The organism is Pseudomonas sp. TR47, from assembly GCF_044143025.1.
GTDB lineage: Bacteria > Pseudomonadota > Gammaproteobacteria > Pseudomonadales > Pseudomonadaceae > Aquipseudomonas > Aquipseudomonas putida_E.
In genome coordinates, this window is record NZ_JBHFCS010000066.1 from 1 (window position 1) to 1,576 (window position 1,576).

Consider the following 1,576-nt stretch of genomic DNA (forward strand, 5'->3'; position numbering starts at 1 on the left):
GCCATGGCCGTCGGGCGATGACCAGGCCTCTGCCGCTCAATCAGGCGGTCTAGCTGGGCTGGCGGTGATGTGATCATCGTCTGTTCCGGCTGTCTAGGCGAGATTTCTCGTTCTCCGGACGAGCCTATGCCGACCGCTTGTGGCCAGCTTTTTTGCACGGAGGTTGGGCGGTGGTGTTTCTTCAGCGCGTCGGTTTGTAGCCCTCACAACCTCGGCTGGCTGCGCGTTTGCGTTGGCGCGCAAAGCTACGGCCTGAGCGTACGGCACTGAGGCTTTTAGCCATCAAGGCCAGCACATTGCTCAGCCCCTGAGCACAGTGCCGCACCAGCAGCTCGACCAGGGTATTTTTGAGCCGTGACACGCCTTGGGTGAAGTTGACTTTCCATCGCAGCTTGCGACCTTTGTGGCGCTGTTCGATGACCGGCTGTAGCAGGTGCTGCATCAACAGCGCCAGGTTCTTCAACAGTTGAGCGGCATGAAAGTCCTGCTTTACAGCGGTCACGCTGCGGCCGCTGAAGTTGTCCAGCGTCAGGGTTTGTTTGAGGCGACGGAAATCGGTTTCGATGCCCCAGCGGCGGTGGTAAAGCTCGGCAAACACCTCAGCGGGAAAGGCTTCTCGATCCAGCAGCGAGGTCAGCAATACTTCGCTTTCGCCGTTGGCCAACTCGACCCGGATCAGTCTCAGCTCGATCTGGCTGGCAGGATCAACGCCAGCCTCGGAGCAGAACAGACGTGCTTCAGGATGGTTGGCCACGAAAAGCTGTGTGTCTTCAACTTGGCCAGAGTGTAGAAACGCTTTGACCTGGGCGTTATAGCCACAGGGCAGGCGCATCAGAAAGTGCCGCTGTTGCTGCGCGAACAGCGCGAATAACCAGTGCCCAGGGTAACCACGGTCAAACAGCGTCAGGCTGTCAGCCGGCAGGTGCTCAAGGTGCAGATGGGCACAGTCGCGCTCGCCGACGGTCAGGGGCACGATCAGGCTATGCAAGGTTTGACCGTCAGCGACTTCGTAGAGTGTGGACAAGCGAGCCATGGGAAAGCCAGAGTGACTGCCAAAGAAGGTCGCCATGGTCGACTCCAGGGGTAAATGCACGGTCGAGCCATCCACCGCGAGCACCCTCAGCCCACGCCACTTCTGACGCAGCCCGAAGCAGTCAATTTGTTGCTGCAGGAGGCGATTGAGACTTTCAAATACCTCGGGGTTGAGCTTTTTGCGCGCTTTGCAGAAGGCCTGCGCAGTGACCATTTGCGTCTCAGTCGACGCCTGATTGAGTACGCGATAGAACTGATCGAGTTCGGTTTGCAGGGCCGTGCGCGGCTGATTGAGCAGGAACAGGACGAGGTTCTTGAAGGTGAGCTGGCGTCGGCGGGTAAAGTCTTGAGGATTCTGGCGGTGGGCGGCGATGAAGGCGGGACAATCGAGCGGGCTGGTTATTTTTTGTACAATTTTCAAGCCAGGGTTTGGCTGGCGGTGTCAAGCGATGCGGTATAGGTAGTCAAAAGGGCTTCTCCCATGCACTGATTTGAGCGCTAATTATATGATATTTATGGATAATTTCCAAAGTTGATGACATTG

At 57.4% G+C, this 1,576-nt stretch carries 1 protein-coding gene; it reads right to left on the reverse strand.

Annotation, left to right across the window (positions count from 1 at the left end; translation table 11 throughout):
• Positions 1–181: 181 nt before the first annotated feature.
• Positions 182–1,453, reverse strand: coding sequence for an IS4-like element ISPa1635 family transposase (locus ACEWE8_RS26020; protein WP_004423958.1), 1,272 nt, complete (start codon positions 1,451–1,453; stop codon positions 182–184).
• Positions 1,454–1,576: the final 123 nt, after the last annotated feature.